This window comes from Microbacterium sp. NPDC060117, from assembly GCF_042729315.1.
Taxonomy (GTDB): domain Bacteria; phylum Actinomycetota; class Actinomycetes; order Actinomycetales; family Microbacteriaceae; genus Microbacterium.
The window spans coordinates 962,584-980,383 of sequence record NZ_JBHWXR010000002.1; the positions used below are offsets into that span (position 1 = coordinate 962,584).

The window sequence follows — 17,800 nt, forward strand, 5'->3', positions numbered from 1 at the left end:
CTGAACGCGAGCGCGGAGCCAGAGGCACCCTGTGACGACCGTGGGGGCGTCCGCGAAGCGGACCGGGCCCCATAAGGCCGGCACAGGGTGCCTCAGGCGTCACCACGCGCGATCAAGCGCGCGGCTTCTCCACCATCTCCGTGGTCTCGATCTCGTCGCCGACCTGGATGTCGTTGTACTTGCCCAGGCCGATACCCGCCTCGAAGTCCGTGCGGACCTCGGTGACGTCGTCCTTGAACCGTCGCAGCGACTCGATGGCCAGGCCATCGGCGATGACCACGCCGTCGCGGATGACCCGCGCCTTGGCGTTGCGCGTGATCGTGCCCGAGCGGACGATGACACCGGCGATGTTGCCGAACTTCGAGGAGCGGAACACCTCGCGGATCTCGGCGACACCCGACTGGACCTCTTCGAACTCCGGCTTGAGCATGCCCTTGAGGGAGTTCTCGATCTCGTCGATCGCGTTGTAGATGACCGAGTAGAAGCGCACGTCCACGCCCTCGCGGGACGCGGCCTCACGGGCCTTCGTGTCGGGGCGGACGTTGAAGCCCACGATGATCGCGTTGTCGATCGTCGCCAGGTTCACGTCGGACTCGGTGATCGCGCCCACACCGCGGTGGATGATGCGCAGCTGCACCGAATCGTCGACCTCGATCTTGAGCAGCGACTCCTCCAGCGCCTCGACGGCACCGGACACGTCGCCCTTGATGATGAGGTTGAGCGTCTCGACCTTGCCCTCTTCGAGAGCACGGGTGAAGTCCTCGAGCGAGATGCGCTTGCGGGCCTTGGCCAGCTGGGCGTTGCGCTCGACGGCTTCGCGCTTCTCCGCGATCTGACGGGCCATGCGGTCTTCCTCGGTGACGATGAAGACGTCGCCGGCGCGCGGGACCGAGTTCAGACCCTGCACCTGGACCGGGCGGGACGGAGCCGCGGCCTCGACCGCATCGCCGTTCTCGTCGATCATGGCGCGGACGCGCCCATAGGCGGTGCCCGCGACGATCGCGTCGCCGACCCGGAGCGTTCCGGACTGGATCAGCACCGTGGCGACCGAACCGCGGCCCTTGTCGAGCTTCGCCTCGATGGCGATGCCTCGCGCGGCCTTGTTCGGGTTGGCGGTGAGGTCCAGGCCGGCGTCAGCGGTGAGCAGCACGGCGTCCAGAAGGTCCTGGATGCCCGTGTTCGCACGCGCGGAGACGTCGACGAACATGACGTCGCCGCCGTACTCCTCGGCGACCAGGCCGTACTCGGTGAGCTGCTGACGCACCTTGGCCGGGTTGGCCTCGGGCTTGTCCACCTTGTTGACCGCGACCACGATCGGCACACCGGCCGCCTGGGCGTGGTTCAGCGCCTCCACCGTCTGCGGCATGATGCCGTCGTCGGCGGCGACCACGAGGATCGCGATATCGGTCACCTGCGCACCGCGGGCACGCATGGCAGTGAACGCCTCGTGACCCGGGGTGTCGATGAACGTGATGGCGCGCTCGATGCCCTCGTGCTCGGTCCACACCTGGTAGGCACCGATGTGCTGCGTGATGCCGCCGGCCTCGCCATCGATGACGTTGGTCTGACGGATCGCGTCGAGCAGTCGCGTCTTACCGTGATCGACGTGGCCCATGACGGTGACCACCGGGGGACGGATCTCGAGGTCGTCCTCGCTCTCCGCCTCCAGCTCGGCCTCGAGGTCGAGACCGAAGCCCTCGAGGAGCTCTTTGTCCTCGTCCTCGGGCGAGACCATCTGCACCTTGTAGCCCAGCTCGGCGCCGAGCACCTCGAAGGTGGCCTCGTCCAGCGACTCCGTCGCCGTGGCCATCTCGCCGAGGTTGAAGAGGATCGTGACGAGCGTTCCGGGCTGCACGGTGTAGCCGTTCAGCGCCTCGAGCTTGTCCGCGAAGTCGGCGATCGAGGCGCCGCGACGCAGGCGGATGATCTCGCCGTTGCCCTTCGAGACGTTGACGCCGCCGACGACCGGCGCCGACCGCATCTCGAACTCCTGCCGCTTCGCCCGCCGCGACTTGCGCTGCTTGCTCTTGCCGCCGCCCTTGCCGAATGCGCCGGCCGTGCCGCCACCGGGGCCACGGCCACGGCCGCCACCACCGCCGGGACGACCGGCGAAGCCGCCGGCCGGGGCGCCGGGAGCGCCGCCGGGGCGCTGGAACCCACCGGCACCGGCACCACCGGGACGGCCGGGGCCGCCGGTGCGCTGCTGGAAGGGAGCGCCGGGACGACCGCCGCCACCAGGACGACCGGGACCGCCGGCACGACCGCCGGGGCCGGGACGGGGCCCGCCGATGCGCGGGGATCCGGGACGCGGAGCCTGCGGACGCGGGATGTTGCCGGGGGTCGGGCGCGAGCCCATGCCCTGCGCGGAAGCGAACGGGTTGTTGCCCGGACGCGGTCCCGCGGGGCGCGAGCCCATGCCCTGCTGCGAGGCGAAGGGGTTGTTGCCAGGACGGGGCGCACCGGGTCGCGGCGCACCGGATCCACCGGGCTTGTCCGCAGACGGCTTCTCCGCCGCGGCCGGCTCCGCCGGAGCAGGTGCGGCCGGAGCCGCAGAGGCCTCGGCCACGGGGGCCGGGGCGGGCTCAGCGGGCTTGGCCGGTCCCGGCTTCGGGCCGGGGGTCGGCGCCTTGGGGCCGGGCTTGGGCGCACCGGACGCCGCGCTCCTCGCGGGGGCGGGCGCACTCGCAGCGGCGCTGGCCGCCGGGGCGGCCGCAGCCGTGGCACCCGCCGGCTTGTCGGCCTCGATCGCCGCGCGCAGCTTGCGCGCGACCGGAGGCTCGATCGTGGATGAGGGGGACTTCACGAACTCGCCGAGCTCCTTGAGCTTCGCGAGTGCGAACTTGCTGTCGACGCCGAGTTCAGCGGCGATCTCGTGCACGCGTGGTTTACCAGCCACAATTCTCCTGTCAGGGTCGGTCCGCCCTGGCAGGGCAGACCACTAGTCGCGGACGGGTCTCATTTCGAGCCGTTCACTTTGTTTCCATAGCCGTTCAGCCGTTTCTCGAGGGTCTGCATGTTCTCTGCTTCCGGGAATTCCATTGCAGTGGACACACGGAGCGCACGGGCGAAGGCGCGTCGCCGCAGGGCGGTGTCCACGCACTCCGGAGTCGGATGCACCCACGCACCCCGCCCCGGCAGCACGGCCTGCCCGTCGAAGACGAGCTCACCGTTCCGGATTGCCACCCTGAGCAGGGCGGTGCGAGATGCACGAGCGCGGCAACCGACACACGTTCGTACAGGCTCCATCTTACACCTCGGGCGCGGCAGGCGAACGCGCCCGCTCAGGCGCCGTCGAGGATCGAGTCCGGCTGGATGTCGATCTTGGCGCCGGTGAGCTTGGCGGCGAGGCGGGCGTTCTGCCCTTCCTTGCCGATCGCGAGCGACAGCTGGTAGTCGGGGACGAGCGCACGCACGGCCTTGGTACCGGCGTCGAGAACGAACGCGCTGGTCACCTTGGCGGGCGACAGTGCATGCGCGACGAACGTCGCCAGATCCTGGTGATAGTCGACGATGTCGATCTTCTCCCCCGCGAGCTCCTCGGTGACCGCTCGGACGCGACGGCCCATCTCGCCGATGCACGCGCCCTTGGCGTTGATCGCGGGGTCGTTCGCCTTCACCGCGATCTTGCTGCGGTGCCCGGCCTCGCGAGCCAGAGCGACGATCTCGACCAGGCCCGCGGCGATCTCAGGCACCTCGAGCGCGAACAGCTTGCGCACGAGTCCGGGGTGCGTGCGGGACACGGTGATCGCCGGACCCTTCATCCCCTTGGCGACCGACGTCACGTAGACGCGGATGCGGGTTCCGTGCGTGTACTCCTCGCCCGGCACCTGCTCCTCGGGCGGGAGGATCGCCTCGACGGATCCAAGGTCGACGTGGATCATGCGCGGGTTCGGACCCTGCTGGATGACACCGGCGACGATGTCGCCCTCCTTGCCGCGGAACTCGCCCAGGACGGCGTCGTCGGCGATGTCCCGAAGGCGCTGGCCGATGACCTGCTTCGCGGCGAAGGCGGCGATGCGGCCGAAGTCATCGGGCGTGGAGTCCTCCTCGCCGATGATCACGCCCTCCTCGTCACGCACGGGGATGAGGACGGCGACGTGGCCGGTCTTGCGGTCCAGCTCGACGCGGGCGCCTTCGGTCAGCACGCCCTCCGCCGAGTCATGCTTGGCGTAGGCGGTCAGGACGGCCTGTTCGATGATCGCGATCAGCTCGTCGAAGGGGATCTCCTTCTCCCGCTCGATCGTGCGCAGCAATCCGAGATCGATATCCATGACGGCCTCCCTGTTCAGCTCTCGTCGGCGCGCACCCGCACGCACGACATCCGTACAACGATACCCTGGCCGCACCCGCCTCGGCGAAGCCTCCCGAGCGCCGCGCCCGAGAATCCGCAGACGAAGACGCCCAGAGGAGCACCCGTGCCCGAGTTCGACACGATCGTGATCGGCGCCGGCATGTCCGGCGCGACTGCCGCGCGGCTGCTCAGCGACGCCGGGCAGCGCGTAGCCGTGCTGGAGGCGCGGGACCGGATCGGCGGGCGTATGCACACGGATCGGGACGCGGGCTTCTCCGTCGATCTCGGCGCCTCCTGGATCCACGGCATCGAGGACTCCCGCCTCTGGGAGCTCGTGCAGGCACTCGGCGCGCCGTCCATCGAGTTCACCGTCGGCAGCTTCCAGGCCGGCGGCAGGCCGATCGCCGACTTCGACGGCGCGGCGCGGCGGATGTCCGCCACCGAGAGCGCGCAATGGGTCGCCGACGTCGATGCCGCCGACCACGCCGTGCAGGAGCAGATCTCCCGTGCTCGTCCCGGCGACACGTACCTCGACGTGACCGAGCGCGCCCTCGACGCGCTGGAGCGACACAGGGACGCGATTGATCCCGAGCGCGTCGACGAGATCCGCGAGTTCTTCCGGCATCGCGTCGAGGAGCAGTGCGGCGCGTGGATCGGCGATCTCGACGCGCACGGGCTCGACGAGGACGCGATCGACGGCGATGAGGTCGTCTTCCCGCGCGGTTACGACGAACTGCCGCGTCGCGTCACCGCCGGCCTCGACGTGCGGCTCGAGCACGTGGTGCGGCGCATCGTGCGCCGCACCGAGGGGCTGCGGGTCGAGACCGACCGCGGCGTCTTCACCGCGGCGCAGGCGGTCGTCACCGTGCCCCTCGGCGTGCTGAAGGCGGGGACGATCGCCTTCGAACCGGCGCTGCCCGCCGAGGTCGCGGATCCGCTCGCGCGACTCGGGATGGGCGTGTTCAACAAGATCTTCCTCCAGTTCTCCGAGCGTTTCTGGGATGAGGGCGTCTACGCGATCCGCGCCCTCGGAGAGCCCGGTGAGCACTGGCACTCCTGGTACGACGTGTCCGCGATCAGCGGTCGCCCCACCCTGCTGACCTTCGCCGCCGGACCGTTCGGCCAGCGCATGCAGACGCTGACCGACGACGCCATCTCCGCCGATGCGGTGGCGGCCCTGCGCAGGCTCTACGGAGAGAGCGTCACCCAGCCGGTCGCGCAGTGGATCACGCGCTGGGGACAGGATCCGTTCTCGCTGGGGTCCTACTCGCACCTCGCGACCGGATCATCGCACGGCGACCACGACGCCCTCGCGGGCCCGGTCGACGGCGTGCTGCACTTCGCCGGCGAGGCGACCTGGGGCGCGGAGCCCGCGACCGTCGGCGGCGCGTACGCGTCGGGGGTGCGCGCCGCGGAGCGGATCCTCGGCCGCCGCGTCGACCTCGAGGCCTTCGCCGCGGGGATCCTGCTTTCCGAGGCGTGACGACAGCCCGCGAAGTCGTGGTCCTGAGGAGGGCATGGCGTGCACGCGCCGCCCGGCCCCGCGCCCGGTTCGAGGCGTCGTTCAGCGGCCGGGGGCGGATCCGAGTCTGTTGATCGCGCCGATGAGGCGGAACAGCCCGCCGACGGCACGCTGATCCAGGTGCAGCGACAGCCGCGGCAGCTCGACCAGATCCTTGTCGGCGAGCTCGACGGGATGCGGACCGGATGCCTCGATGCGACCGGACGACAGCATCGAGCCGAACTGCTCGTTGAGCTGAGCGATCTCGTCAGCCGTCGGCTCTGCGCGCAGGCGCAGCACCAGCAGGTCGCCCACCCACCGCAGCGAGTCGTAGTTGCGCCAGAACCCGGTGATGACGGCCGTCGCCTCCGACACGGAATCGGTGATCTGGACTCGGTCGAAGTCGCCGGGAGAGATCACCCCGGTCGGTGCGAGGTCCTCCTGCACGAAGCGCTCCAGGCCGCGCCAGAACGTCCCGCCGGGCTCGTCCAGCAGGACGATCGGCATGGGCTCGGCCTTGCCTGTCTGCTGCAGGGTGAGCAGCTCGAACATCTCGTCCAGGGTGCCGAAGCCGCCGGGGAGGCAGATGAACCCGCGGGACTCCTTCATCAGCATGAGCTTGCGCGTGAAGAAGTACTTCATCGCCACGACGTGCTCCTGCTCGGCCACGATCGTGTTCGCCTTCTCCTCGAACGGGAGTCGGATGGACACCCCGAGAGAGCGCTCGGGGCCCGCGCCCTCCGCAGCGGCCTGCATGATCCCCGGGCCCGCGCCCGTGACCACCATCCAGCCCTCTGCGGCGAGCGCGGCCGCCACGTCGCGCGCCTGCCGGTAAAGCGGGTCGTCCTGGGCGGTGCGGGCGGATCCGAAGACGGTCACCTTGGGCACGCCGTGGAACGGTGCGAACAGCCGGAAGGCGCTGCGCATCTCGCTGAGCGCCGCCGAGGCGATCTTCAGATCCAGTCGATCGGCGCCGTCCTCGCCGAGCAGCACCGCCGTCTGCAGCATCCGCAGCACCAGGCGCCGGTCCGCGTGCACGCCGGCGTCATCGAGAACAGCGTTGATCTCGGCTCGGAGGGCCGGAGGCAGGATCTCGTCGGTCATGCCTCCAGCGTGTCACGCCGCGATGAACGGCGGGTGCCGCCGCGCGGAGCGGACGATGCCTGGAGCAGCACCCGCCCGCCCGGTGAGCCGACTCAGTCCGCAGCGCTCCAGGGCATGGGCCGCTCCGGCAGTCGCGCGCTGTCGTCCGGGAGATGCGGGAGTTCCCCCCCACCGGCGCGGATGCACAGCCAGCGCAGCTCGCCGGCGCTGTCCCGGCGCGCACGCCACGTCCGCGGCACGTCCTGTCCGACCCGGACGACCGTGCCGGGCCCCACCTCGACGACCTCGTCGCCCACGCCCATCTGGCCGCGCCCGGCGAGGAACACGTAGAGCTCCTCGATCCGGGAGTGGGTGTGCCAGTAACCGGCCTCCTCCCCCGGTTCCAGGGCGTTCGCGGTCATGCCGATGTACTGCATGGCCAGTTCGTGGTCGACGACGCGCCGCCCGTCGCGCGAGCGCGCCGCGTCGAATCCGCCGTGGAACGCGCGCCACTCGTCCGGGCTGCCGATGCTCGCGACCTCGTATCCGCTCATGCGCTCTCCTCCTCGTTCGCGCCCTTGCGCGCGTCCTCGCCCTCGCTCCACGACCGGAGCCAGCCGTCACCGTGGCGGGTGTAGACGATCCGGGTGTGCCGGCGATCCGTCGCGCCCTGCCAGAACTCGATCCGGCTCGGCACGATCCGCCAGAGCACCCAGTCCCCGTCCGCGACCCCGGCTCGCGCCGCAGCCGATCGCGCCGCGAGGTCGGCCGCGCTCTCGTCGGAGGAGGCCTCGCGCACCGGACCGCGCACCCGCACGGCGCGCAGCACCGGCTGCCACCAGAAGTTCAGCGCGGCCGCGGGATGGGCCGCGAGCTGCCTGCCCTTGGCGGATGACCGCGTTCCTGCGAACGCCCAGCCGCGCTCGTCGACGTCCTTGAGGATGAGCGTCCGCGCGTCCGGGACCCCGTCGAGATCGACCGTCGCCAGGGTCGCGGCGTGCGGTTCGGCCACGCCCGCCTCCGCCGCGGTCGTGATCCAGTTCAGGAACAGCGCGAGCGGTTCGTCCGGCACCGATCCGGGATGCAGCGCCGGCGCGGATCCGGTGAGCGCGGGGCGTGCTCGCAGCCAGGCGGCAGGCGTCATGTCCATGTCCCCATCCTGCAGGAACCCTTCCCGCCGCGGACTCAGCGCGCCGCGAGCCGGGTCACTGCGCCGCGGAGCTCACGCCGAGGGCCCCGCGCATGCTCTTCGGATGCGCGGGGCCCTCGTGCGGTGCCGGCGTCGTTCAGCGCGTGGTGAGCGCCTGAACCGCCTCCGCGATGGACACGGTGTCGCGTTCGCCGGTGCGGCGGTCCCACAGCTCGACCTGGCCGTCGGCGGCGCCACGGCCGACGACGAGCACACGCGGCACGCCGACGAGCTCGGCGTCGCCGAACTTCACACCGGGTGAGACCTTCGGACGGTCGTCGTAGAGCACGTCGAGTCCGGCCGCCTCGAGCTGCGCCGACACGTCGGCCGCGACGTCGAAGGCGAGCTGATCGCGACCGGCCGCGACGACGTGCACGTCGAACGGCGCCACCGAGGCGGGCCAGACCAGCCCCTTCTCGTCGTTGTTCAGCTCGGCGATGATCGCGAGGATGCGGGTCACGCCGATGCCGTAGGAGCCCATCGTGACGGTCACGAGCTTGCCGTTCTCGTCGAGAACCTTGAGCCCGAGCGTCTCCGCGAAGAACCGGCCCAGCTGGAAGACATGGCCGATCTCCATGCCGCGCGCCAGGTACACCGGACCGGATCCGTCGGGGGCGGGGTCGCCCTCCTGCACGTCGGCGATCTCGACCACGCCGTCCGCGGAGAAGTCACGGCCGGCGACGACCGAGTGCGCGTGCTTCTGATCGATGTTGGCGCCCGTGATCCAGCTGGTGCCCTCGGCGACCCGCGGGTCGAGGACGTAGCGGATCCCGGTGGCCGACTCCTCACCGAGGATCGCGCCGGTGGGCGACCACGGGCCGATGTAGCCCTTGACCAGAAGGGGGTGGTTCTCGAAGTCGTCCGCCGTCGCGGCCTCGACCTCGGCGGGCGCGAAGGCCACCTCGGCGCGCTTCTCGTCGACCTCTCGGTCGCCGGGGATCCCGACGACGACGAGTTCGCGGGTGCCGTCGAGGTGGGTGAGCGCGAGCACCACGTTCTTGAGGGTGTCGGCTGCGGTGAACTCCCCCTCGAGGTTCGCGTTGGCGTGCGCCACGAGCGTGTCGATCGTGGGCGTGTTCGGCGAGTCGAAGATCACCGGGGCGCCGTCCGCATCGAAGGGCACGGGCTCCGGAACGGCGGTCGTGTACGCCTCGACGTTGGCCGCGTAGCCGCCCTCGGAGCGCACGAAGGTGTCCTCGCCGACGGGCGTGGGGTGCAGGAACTCCTCGCTGCGCGCGCCGCCCATGAGGCCGTTGTCCGCGTTGACGATGACGTACTCGAGCCCGAGGCGCTGGAAGATGCGCTCATAGGCGTCGCGCTGAGCCTGATAGCTGGCGTCGAGCCCCGCATCGGACGCGTCGAACGAGTAGGCGTCCTTCATCGTGAACTCGCGGCCACGCAGGAGGCCGGCGCGCGGACGGGCCTCGTCACGGTACTTGTCCTGGATCTGGTAGATCGTGAGGGGCAGGTCCTTGTACGAGGAGTACAGGTCCTTCACGAGCAGCGTGAACATCTCCTCGTGCGTGGGGGCGAGGAGGTAGTCGGCGCCCTTGCGGTCCTGCAGGCGGAAGATCCCATCGCCGTAGGACTCCCAGCGGCCGGACCGCTCGTAGGGATCGCGCGGCAGCAGCGCAGGGAAATGCACCTCCTGCGCTCCCGCGTTCTCCATCTCGTCGCGGATGATCCGCTCGATGCGCGCCTTGACCCGCAGTCCGAGCGGCAGCCAGGTGAAGACGCCAGGCGCGGCCCGGCGGATGTATCCGGCCCGGACCAGCAGCTTGTGGCTCGTGACCTCCGCATCGGCGGGGTCTTCACGGAGCGTGCGGAGGAAGAAGTTCGAGAGACGAGTCACCACGGAACAAGTCTAGTGACGGCGATCGCCCCGCCCGTGCGGGGTTGCGCGGGCGGGGCGATCGGGCGTTTCAGAGCTGGTCCGGACGCGGAGGCGTCAGTTCAGGGCGCGGGTGCTCGCCGGGATGATGCCCCCGGCGTAGATCTCGGCGGCGCTGTCCTGCAGCGCTGTGAGAGCGACCCGCTGCGGCAGCGGACCGAAGGAGATGCGGGCGGCGCCGAGCGCCTCGTACTCGGCGGAGGTGAGCGCGCCGGGCAGGCCGATCACGCTGACCTTGCCGTGTCCGATCCCCTCGACGAGGGCGCGCGTGGTGTCCGCGTCGAGGATGCCGGGCACGAACACCGCGGTGGCGCCGGCGTCCAGGTAGGCCCGACCGCGCTCGATCGCGTCGGCGACGGACTCGGAGACCGGGCGGCCGCCCCCACGGACGAAGGCGTCGGTGCGCGCGTTCAGCACGAACGGCACGCCTTCGGCCTCGCCCGCGCGGATCATCGCCTCGACGTCCGCCGCAGCCTCGGCGAGGGGGCGCAGCCGGTCCTCGACATTGGCGCCGACCACGCCTGCGCCGATCGCGAGACGCACGGTCTCCCCCGCGTCGCCGTAGCCGTCGTCGAGATCGGCGGTCACCGGCAGCTCGACGGCAGCGGCGATGCGGCCGACCATGTCGAGCATGAGCTCGCGCGGGATCGCGCCATCGGCGTAGCCGTAGGACGACGCGATCGAATGTCCGGCCGTCGCGATGGCCGTGGTCTCGGGGAGGGCGGCGATCGCCTGTGCGGAGACGACGTCCCACACGTTCACGACGCGAAGGATCTCGGGGGCCGCGTAGAGCGCGGCGAGGGTGCGGGCCTTGTCGGCAGAGGTGGTCATGGACACCACGCTAATACCCGGCTCCGACCGGAAGCGCGGCCTAGGCTGAACCCATGCTGCAGCGCCGACCGCACGTCGCCCCGTCCGCCGCACAGAGCGAGCTCGCCACCGCGCTTGCGGCTCTGCGCACCGAGATCGATGCGCCTGCAGGGTTCCCGCCCGAGGCACTGGCGGAAGCCGCATCGGCGACCGCACCGACGCCGGATCTGGACTTGCGCGACATCCCGTTCGCGACGCTGGATCCCGCGGGGTCGATGGATCTCGACCAGGCCTTCCAGATCGAGCGGAACGGATCCGGCTACACCGTGCGTTACGCGATCGCGGACGTCCCGTCGTTCGTCGCGCCGGGCGGCGCGCTCGACGAGGCGGCCCGCGCCCGCGGCGAGACGCTGTACGCGGCGGATGGGACGATTCCGCTGCATCCGCCCGTGCTCAGCGAGGACCACGCCTCACTGCTGCCGGATCAGGACCGCCCGGCCCTGGTGTGGACGTTCGCGCTCGACGCCGCCGGATCCGTCATCGACACCCGCCTGGAGCGCGCGCTGATCCGATCACGCGCGAAGCTGGACTACGTCACGACGCAGGCCGACCTCGACGCGGGGTGCGACACGCCGGCCGCACTCCTCCCCGAGGTCGGGCGGCTGCGACTGGCGCAGGAGGCGCAGCGGGGCGGGGCGAGCCTGAACCTGCCCGACGACGAGGTGGTCCGCCGCGACGACGGCACCTACGCGATCGAGCGCCGTACCCCGCTGCCGATCGAGGACTGGAACGCGCAGCTGTCGCTCATGACGGGCATGGCGGCTGCTCAGCTCATGCTGCAGGCGAAGGTCGGGATCCTGCGGACCATGCCACAGCCCGACGACGCCGCATTCGAGACGTTCCGGCGGCAGACCGCCGCGCTCGGCGTGGCGTGGACGACCGGGCGATACGGCGACTATCTGCGTGGACTGGATCGCGAAGATCCGCGCACCCTGCCGATCCTGGAGGCCGCGTCGGCTCTGTTCCGCGGCGCCGGGTACGTCGCCTTCGACGGCGAGGTGCCCGCGGAGACGACGCAGGCGGCGATCGCCGCACCCTACGCGCACGCGACCGCGCCGCTGCGGCGTCTCGTGGACCGCTGGTCGCTCGCGATCTCGCTCGCCGTGAGCCGGGGCGAGGAGATCCCGGCCTGGGTGCACGACAGCCTCGCGCAGGTTCCGGATCTGATGCGCGCGTCTGCCCAGCGCTCGTCGACGCTGAACTCGCGCACGCTCGACCTCGTGGAGGCGGCGCTGCTGGCGCCGCACGTGGGCGAGCCCTTCGACGCGGTCGTGATCCGGCGCAACGGCGCTCGCGGAACCGTGCAGATCGCGGATCCGCCCGTGACCGCATCGCTGGGACTGCCGGACTCGGCGGCCGCGGGGGCGACCATCCGGGTGATCCTGAACGCGGTCGATGTCGCGAAGGGGCAGGTCTCCTTTGCCGTCGCCTGACGATGCCTCGGCGGAGCTCTCGGCGTGGCTGCGCACCCACGCGCATCGCCTGCGCACGCTCGACCCCGACGACGAGGACGACGCGGACCTCGAGCCGCTTCTGGACATCGTGGGCGATGCGCGCGTCGTCGCGATCGGCGAATCCATGCACCGCGTGCACGAGTTCTTCGCGCTGCGCCATCGTGTGTTCCGGTTCCTGCATCGCCGCGCCGGCTTCACAGCGCTGGTGACCGAGAGCGGCCTGCCCGAGGGGCGCCACGTCGACGACTGGATCCGCACCGGCCGCGGCCGCCTGCGGGACACTCTGCGAGAGGGGATCTCCTACCGGTTCGGCGCATGCCAGGAGATGCTCGACCAGGTCACCTGGATGCGCGAGCGCACCGCCGCCGGACATCCCGCACCGCGCTGGTACGGGATGGACCTGCCCGATTCCTCGGCGAGTGCCCTGCCGGGCATCGCGGCCGCGCTCGCGGTGCTCGACGAGACCGATCCGCATTACGCCGCACACCTGCGCGCGACGCTGCTGCCGCGGTTCGCGTACCTGCCCGACGACCGGACGGGTTTGGCGCAGGCGGCGCCGACCATCCAGGCTCATCTGGCGCTGCCCGACTCCGAACGCGCGGCGATCACCGTCGGCATCGCCGACCTCTCGGCGCGGATCCGCGCACGCCGACGCGAGCAGATCGCCGCGCTCGGCGGCGATGCCGGCGCCGAGGCACGGGTGGACTTCGCGATCCGCGCCGCGGACGGCGCCCGTGCGGCGGACGCATTCCTGCAGGCGATGGCCGCAGGTCCCACCCGAACCTGGCCGCCCGCGAACATCCGCGACGAGTGGATGGCCGACACCGTCGAGTGGATCCTGCGGCGCGAGCCTCGCATCGTCGTCGCCGCCGCGAACGGTCATGTGCAGCGCACCCCGTTCTCCGCTCCCCCGTTCGTGCCGGATCCGATGACGACCATGGGTGCGCATCTCAGCGATCGGATCGGCGACGACCTCGTGGTGATCGGCACGGCGTTCGGCGGCGGCGAGCAATGGCTGCACTGCCCTGACCCCGCGGATCCACCAGGGCACTCCCGCCCGTTCGTCTCACGGCTCGCACCGCTCGCGGAGTCGAGCCTGGACGCGGTGCTGAAGCGCTCCGGCATCGGCGACGCCGTGGTGGACCTGCGTATCCTTCCCCCGGGGGCCGCCTCCGCGCTCGACGCGACCACAGGCTGGCACAACGGCGACGTGGTCCAGCCCGGCCACGCGCGCGACGCCGTGGCCTTCATCCGGACGGCCTCACCCTGGCAGACGTGGATCGACGAGCGGGGGCTGGACCGGCGCTGAATCGCGCCGACGGGGACGACGAGAAGGCGCCGAGGCTACGCCGGCACCGCCGACGTCGTCATCACCAGCAGCTGCGGATCCGAAAGGTCCAGGGTCACCGTGATCGACGCGAACTCCGCGAGCGATGACGCGTGCGTCCCGCCGCACAGGATCGACGGGGTGCCCTCGGGCAGCTCGCACACCCAGCGGCGGCGATCGACGATCGTCTCGCCCTCCACGTCGATCCGGCTCGGTGCGCCGGACGCGACCCAGGCCGCGAGCTGCGCGTTGATGCGATCCTCGCGCTCGGCCAGAGACGCGGCGAAGCCCTCGGTGTCGAAACCCGCCTTGCGCAGGCTCTTGCCGAGGCGGTACTCGTCCACCGCGCCGTCCTCGTGGATGAAGCTGGTCTGATTCGCGCGCCCCTCGAAGTCAGGGGTGCCGAGTGCGTCGGATCCGGGATCCTTGCGCCACAGGTCTGCGACCGACAGATCCAGAGCCAACGAGGCCAGGTGGCACGCGGTGTGCCCGCGGCTCAGACCCGCGCGGTGCTCAGCGTCGACAGCGGCCTCGGCCGCGGCCCCGGCAGCGAGCACCGAAGGAACCGCCTCGATCCGGTGCCCGACGAGCCAGGTCCAGCCCTCCGCGCCCCGCTTGACGGGGATATCGGCCCCGAACGCGACCTCGCCCTCGTCGCTCACGGCCGCCATGACGGCCTCGGTCACGGCCACCTCGACGTCGTCCACCCGCAGCGAACCCCGATCCCCCGGCTGGTCCGGCCAGGTGTGGTCGACAGGGTGGAAGGGCGTCCGATCCAGGACGACGACGGCGCCGCCATCCGCCGGATGCACGCCCACGACGCGGGCGGACTCGACGAGGGATCCCGACGGGAAGGTGACGATCGTGGCGCTGGTCACGAGGTGACGACCTGCGCGGTGCCGATCGGCGCGCCAGGGCCCATCTCGTCGGCGATGCGGTTCGCCTCCTCGATGAGAGTGGCGACGATGTCCTCCTCGGGCACGGTCTTGATGACCTCGCCCTTGACGAAGATCTGCCCCTTGCCGTTGCCGCTGGCGACGCCGAGGTCGGCCTCGCGGGCCTCACCCGGGCCGTTCACGACGCAGCCCATGACGGCCACGCGCAGCGGCACGGTCATGTCCTTGAGACCCTCGGTGACGTTCTCGGCGAGCGTGTACACGTCGACCTGTGCTCGCCCGCACGACGGGCAGGACACGATCTCGAGCTTGCGCTCGCGCAGGTTCAGCGACTGCAGGATCTGGTGCCCGACCTTGACCTCCTCGGCGGGCGGCGCCGACAGGGAGACGCGGATCGTGTCGCCGATGCCCTCGCCGAGCAGGATGCCGAAGGCCGTGGCCGACTTGATCGTGCCCTGGAACGCAGGACCCGCCTCGGTCACACCGAGGTGCAGCGGCCAGTCGCCCATCGCGGCGAGCAGACGGTACGCCTTCACCATGACGACCGGGTCGTTGTGCTTGACGGAGATCTTGAAGTCGTGGAAGTCGTGCTCCTCGAACAGCGACGCCTCCCAGCGGGCGCTCTCGGCGAGCGCCTCAGGGGTGGCCTTGCCGTATTTCTCGAGCAGCCGTGGGTCCAGGGACCCGGCGTTCACACCGATGCGCAGCGACACGCCCGCGGCCTTCGCCGCCGCCGCGATCGCGCCGACCTGATCGTCGAACTTGCGGATGTTGCCCGGGTTCACGCGCACGGCCGCGCAGCCGGCGTCGATCGCCTGGAACACGTACTTCGGCTGGAAGTGGATGTCGGCGATGACCGGGATCTGGCTCTTCTTCGCGATGATGTGCAGCACATCGGCGTCGTCCTGCGAGGGCACGGCGACGCGCACGATCTCGCAGCCGGAGGCCGTGAGCTCGGCGATCTGCTGCAGAGTCCCGTTGATGTCGGTGGTCTTCGTGGTCGTCATCGATTGCACGCTGACGGGAGCGCCGCCGCCGACGAGCACCTTGCCCACCTTGATCTGGCGGCTCTTGCGTCGCGGGGCGAGGACGTCGGGGATCTTGGGCATCCCCAGGTTCACAGCTGGCACGTCTCCCAGGGTACCCGTGCGCGGCTGGACGGGATCCGCGCGCGAGCTGAGCGCGCGCCGCGAACGTCACGACGTGCGGCCCCGCCGCGCCGGTGTGGTAGTTTCGGCGCATGTCCGCGAACCGCTCTTGGTGGCCCGCCCGTTAGGCGGAGAGTTCGCGACCCACGATCCAGACCGCCTTCCGGGGCGGTCTTGTCGTTTCTGCCGCGTCGGATCCCTCTTTCAGGAGCACCTTCAATGACCACCGCCGACCGGATCCACGCTCTCGATTCGTCGTTCGTCCTGCTCGCCCGCGAGGGCTCGGACAGCGTCGAGCTGCTCACCGGCGAGATCGTCGACGTGACGAACCTCGCCGACATCCCCCTGGGCACCGCCGGCGAGCGCCGCGAGGTGTTCTCGCTGGTCCCGTACCGCCAGGTGCGCGAGCGCGGCTTCGAGGCGCAGGACGACGGCGCCCCGCTGCGCTGCCTGCTCGTGGACGAGCACCTGCACCTGCCGGCGGAAGAGGTGCGCGCGGCGCTGCCCGCGGACCCGATCCCCCTGCACGACGGCGGCTTCGACCTCAGCGACGAGGAGTACGCGGCGATCGTCGAGCGCGTGATCGCCGACGAGATCGGCCGCGGCGAGGGCGCGAACTTCGTGATCCGCCGCGACTACACCGCCCGCATCGACACGACGGTGCCCGACGCGGAGCGCACCGCGGCACTCACCTGGTTCCGGGCGTTGCTCGAGCACGAGCGCGGCGCGTACTGGACGTTCGCGGTCGTCACCCCGGGAGTGGTCGCCGTCGGCGCGAGTCCCGAGGCGCATGTCGTGGCGCAGGGCGGCGTGGTCACCATGAACCCGATCTCCGGCACGTTCCGCCACCCCGCCGGCGGCTCGACCACGGCGGCGCTGGGCGAGTTCCTCTCCTCGACGAAGGAGACCGAGGAGCTGTTCATGGTGGTCGATGAGGAACTCAAGATGATGAGCGCCGTCTGCTCCGACGGCGGACGGATCACCGGGCCCCACCTCAAGCAGATGTCGCGGCTCACGCACACCGAGTACATGCTGCGCGGCAGCAGCCGGCTGGACCCCCGCGACATCCTGCGCGAGACCATGTTCGCGCCCACCGTGACCGGATCCCCGATGCAGAACGCCTGCACGGTGATCCGCCGGCATGAGCGCAAGCCGCGTGGCTACTACTCCGGCGTGGCGGCGCTCTTCACTCCGAACGACGCCGGCGGGCATGACCTGGACGCGCCGATCCTGATCCGCACCGTGTATCTGAAGAACGGGGAGGTGAGCGTCCCGGTCGGCGCCACCCTTGTGCGCCACTCGGACCCTGCCGGCGAGGTCGGCGAGACCCACGGCAAGGCCGCGGGAGTGCTGGGGGCGATCGGCGCCGTTGCGCGGGACACCGCCGCCGAAGCCCGTGAGGATGCGGATGCCCCCGGATCCGGCTCGACCCCTGCCGAGGATCCGGAGATCCAGGCGCTGCTCGCCTCCCGCAACGCCCGCCTCGCCGAGTTCTGGATCAACCCGCAGGACGGCGGCACGGGCACGACGGCCGCGGCGCCCTTCGCCGGGCGCACGGCCGTGGTCGTCGACGCCGAGGACCGGTTCACGACCATGCTCGCGCACCAGTTGCGCCACCTCGGGCTCGACGTGCGGATCCTGCCGTGGGCGGAGGCCGACGACGCCGAGATCGACGCCGCGGATCTGCTCGTGGCGGGTCCCGGCCCCGGCGACCCGCGAGACGACTCCTCACTCCGCGTCGCCCGGATGCGTGCGCTCGTCGCTCGGCGTCGCGCTGGCGGACGCCCGCTGCTCGCCGTATGCCTCAGCCACCAGATCCTCGCGGACTCCCTCGGGATCGAGCTCGCACCGCTCGCCAGCCCGCACCAGGGGCTGCAGAAGTCGGTGCCGGTGTTCGGCGAGGACGCCTCGATCGGCTTCTACAACACGTTCACGGCGCGCGTGACGCCGGGCACGACCGAGGCCGACGTCGCCGAGGTGTCCGCGGATGCGGAGTCCGGGGATGTCTACGCCCTGCGCGGGCCGGCGTTCGCGTCCGTGCAGGGGCACCTGGAGTCGATCCTGTCCCGCGACGGGATGACGACGCTGCAGCGCCTGGTCGGGCACGCCCTGAGCGCGCGCTGAGCCGCGCCCAGGAGCGCCGGGAACCT

At 71.2% G+C, this 17,800-nt stretch carries 14 protein-coding genes; 4 read left to right on the plus strand and 10 right to left on the minus strand.

The genetic code is table 11. From position 1 onward, the window contains the following. Positions 1 to 112: 112 nt before the first annotated feature. The 3 genes from infB to nusA are packed head-to-tail and all read right to left on the minus strand — an operon-like array spanning position 113 to position 4,271. Entirely contained in the window at positions 113 to 2,896 is a 2,784-nt protein-coding gene (infB, locus tag ACFWCK_RS10790) for a translation initiation factor IF-2 (protein WP_378805794.1), read from the minus strand. A 59-nt stretch (positions 2,897 to 2,955) separates the two neighbouring features. Continuing rightward, positions 2,956 to 3,246, minus strand: coding sequence for a YlxR family protein (locus ACFWCK_RS10795; protein WP_233310732.1), 291 nt, complete (start codon positions 3,244 to 3,246; stop codon positions 2,956 to 2,958). A 35-nt stretch (positions 3,247 to 3,281) separates the two neighbouring features. Then, positions 3,282 to 4,271: a transcription termination factor NusA gene (gene nusA, locus ACFWCK_RS10800; protein ID WP_233310731.1), complete on the minus strand. Its 990-nt coding sequence runs from the start codon at positions 4,269 to 4,271 to the stop codon at positions 3,282 to 3,284. Positions 4,272 to 4,415: 144 nt separating this feature from the next. Here nusA and ACFWCK_RS10805 point away from each other — a divergent pair, with 144 nt between their 5' ends. Next, the gene (locus ACFWCK_RS10805) at positions 4,416 to 5,774 is read left to right on the plus strand and encodes a flavin monoamine oxidase family protein (protein ID WP_378805795.1); all 1,359 of its coding nucleotides are present in this window, start codon (positions 4,416 to 4,418) and stop codon (positions 5,772 to 5,774) included. An 81-nt stretch (positions 5,775 to 5,855) separates the two neighbouring features. On the opposite strand, the gene ACFWCK_RS10810 is transcribed toward ACFWCK_RS10805, so the two are convergent. The 5 genes from ACFWCK_RS10810 to ACFWCK_RS10830 all read right to left on the minus strand — a co-directional run bounded on the left by ACFWCK_RS10810 (position 5,856) and on the right by ACFWCK_RS10830 (position 10,786). Then, complete coding sequence (locus ACFWCK_RS10810) at positions 5,856 to 6,896, minus strand: TIGR00730 family Rossman fold protein (RefSeq protein ID WP_378805796.1); 1,041 nt, start codon at positions 6,894 to 6,896, stop codon at positions 5,856 to 5,858. Positions 6,897 to 6,988: 92 nt separating this feature from the next. Beyond that, a complete protein-coding gene (locus ACFWCK_RS10815) occupies positions 6,989 to 7,429 on the minus strand; it encodes a cupin domain-containing protein (RefSeq protein WP_378805797.1) in 441 nt (146 codons plus the stop codon). Beyond that, entirely contained in the window at positions 7,426 to 8,025 is a 600-nt protein-coding gene (locus tag ACFWCK_RS10820) for a pyridoxal 5'-phosphate synthase (protein ID WP_378805798.1), read from the minus strand. The genes ACFWCK_RS10815 and ACFWCK_RS10820 overlap by 4 nt, the downstream gene beginning before the upstream one ends. A 136-nt stretch (positions 8,026 to 8,161) precedes the next feature. Further along, positions 8,162 to 9,919, minus strand: a complete 1,758-nt coding sequence (locus ACFWCK_RS10825; protein WP_378805799.1) for a proline--tRNA ligase — start codon at positions 9,917 to 9,919, stop codon at positions 8,162 to 8,164. A gap of 93 nt (positions 9,920 to 10,012) precedes the next feature. Further along, positions 10,013 to 10,786 carry an isocitrate lyase/phosphoenolpyruvate mutase family protein gene (locus ACFWCK_RS10830; RefSeq protein ID WP_233310725.1) on the minus strand — a complete coding sequence of 258 codons (774 nt, stop codon included), beginning with the start codon at positions 10,784 to 10,786 and terminating at the stop codon, positions 10,013 to 10,015. A gap of 53 nt (positions 10,787 to 10,839) precedes the next feature. On the opposite strand from ACFWCK_RS10830, the gene ACFWCK_RS10835 reads away from it, so the two are divergent. Next, on the plus strand, positions 10,840 to 12,258 hold the full coding sequence (locus ACFWCK_RS10835; protein WP_378805800.1) for an RNB domain-containing ribonuclease: 1,419 nt from the start codon (positions 10,840 to 10,842) through the stop codon (positions 12,256 to 12,258). Next, positions 12,245 to 13,588 carry an erythromycin esterase family protein gene (locus tag ACFWCK_RS10840; protein WP_378805801.1) on the plus strand — a complete coding sequence of 448 codons (1,344 nt, stop codon included), beginning with the start codon at positions 12,245 to 12,247 and terminating at the stop codon, positions 13,586 to 13,588. Before ACFWCK_RS10835 ends, ACFWCK_RS10840 begins: the two co-directional genes overlap by 14 nt. A gap of 35 nt (positions 13,589 to 13,623) precedes the next feature. Here the strand turns inward: ACFWCK_RS10840 and ACFWCK_RS10845 are convergent, their stop codons facing one another. Beyond that, entirely contained in the window at positions 13,624 to 14,484 is an 861-nt protein-coding gene (locus ACFWCK_RS10845; protein WP_378805803.1) for a hypothetical protein, read from the minus strand. Next, the gene (gene ispG, locus ACFWCK_RS10850; RefSeq protein WP_378805804.1) at positions 14,481 to 15,632 is read right to left on the minus strand and encodes a flavodoxin-dependent (E)-4-hydroxy-3-methylbut-2-enyl-diphosphate synthase; all 1,152 of its coding nucleotides are present in this window, start codon (positions 15,630 to 15,632) and stop codon (positions 14,481 to 14,483) included. Before ispG ends, ACFWCK_RS10845 begins: the two co-directional genes overlap by 4 nt. 237 nt (positions 15,633 to 15,869) lie before the next feature. Between ispG and ACFWCK_RS10855 the strand changes: the two genes are divergently transcribed. Continuing rightward, the gene (locus ACFWCK_RS10855; RefSeq protein ID WP_378805806.1) at positions 15,870 to 17,774 is read left to right on the plus strand and encodes an anthranilate synthase family protein; all 1,905 of its coding nucleotides are present in this window, start codon (positions 15,870 to 15,872) and stop codon (positions 17,772 to 17,774) included. Positions 17,775 to 17,800 lie beyond the last annotated feature (26 nt).